At 37.0% G+C, this 1,339-nt stretch carries 1 protein-coding gene; it reads left to right on the top strand.

From position 1 onward, the window contains the following. The coding region (locus AC1DUW_RS29140) for a Na+/H+ antiporter NhaC family protein (protein ID WP_477644228.1) at window positions 1–847 on the top strand (847 nt) is incomplete at its 5' end. Window positions 848–1,339: the final 492 nt, after the last annotated feature.

The raw sequence follows: 1,339 nt of genomic DNA on the forward strand, positions 1-1,339 counted from the left end.
AATGGCCGCCGTTATCGGTGGTGCGATGTTTGGTGACAACCTATCTTTCATTTCAGATACGACAATCGCAGCTGTTCGAACGCAGGGAACGAAAATGAAGGATAAGTTTAAAGTGAATTTTTTCATTGTTTTACCTGCAGCCATCATTACATGTGTCATCCTTGGCTTTTTAACAATGGGTGAACAAGCAGCTATCTCTCAACATTCCTATAATTGGGTGAAGATTCTACCTTATCTTTGCGTTTTGATCACTGCATTAGCTGGAGTCAATGTGTTCCTTGTCCTCTCCATCGGTATTGTGTTTGCCGGAATTATCGGGTTAGCGGATGGTAGTTATCAACTGATGGGCGTCATTCAAAAAATGGGAGATGGAATGGCGGGAATGTATGAGATCTCTTTTCTTGCCATTTTAATTGCTGGTATGGTGTCAGTCATCAAACATAACGGCGGCATCGATTATCTTCTCCACGTCGTGACCCGTAATAGCAAATCAAGAAAAGGTGCTGAATTCAGCATTGCCGGTTTGGTCGGTTTGACAAATCTATCTACGGCAAATAACACGATTTCTATTATCATTGCAGGTCCGCTAGCCAAAAATATTGCGGAAAAGTATGGCATCGATCCTCGTAAATCAGCGAGTTTGCTTGACGTTTTTGCTTGTTGTATTCAAGGGTTAATTCCATACGGGGCACAACTGCTTGTTGCGGCGGGGGTAGCACAAATTTCACCTGTAAGTATTTTACCCTATTCTTTTTACCCGGTATTAATTGGGATTTGTGGAGTCATAGCCATTTTGATTGGTTTTCCGCGATTTTCAGGAAGTGAAGAGAAGAAACATACTTCTTGAAAAAGTGAATTAACCAGAAAAACACCCTGAATCTTTAGATCTAGGGTGTTTTTTTATATGCGTCCATTTTAATAAATATATATTTAGCTTTTATTCATGGAACTCTTTACAATTTTGATCTTAGAAGGGTTCAATTGAAAGTATCACAAAGCGTGGGAGAACAATTATTTTTATATGGAAATGATACAGAATATTATATCATTCTTATTCTCGATGGGAGTTTCCCAATTCATTCCTCAAATTCATGAATGAAATAAATTGAATGGTAGTATATAATAGATTATTGTATTGGGGATTCATTCTTGAATCTCCTTTTTTTACTATGGACTTCTATCGTTTATCTTACCGAGAGAATGGGAAATAAACAATGGTTGTCAATTGCTATCATATATAAGTTAATAATTAGAGGTGGTTTGTTTTTAATGGAGATGTTAGGAAGTTTTATTAGTGGAACAAATGATTTGTTATGGTCAAAAATACTGATTATTATGC

The organism is Peribacillus sp. P4_C12 (assembly GCF_056402095.1).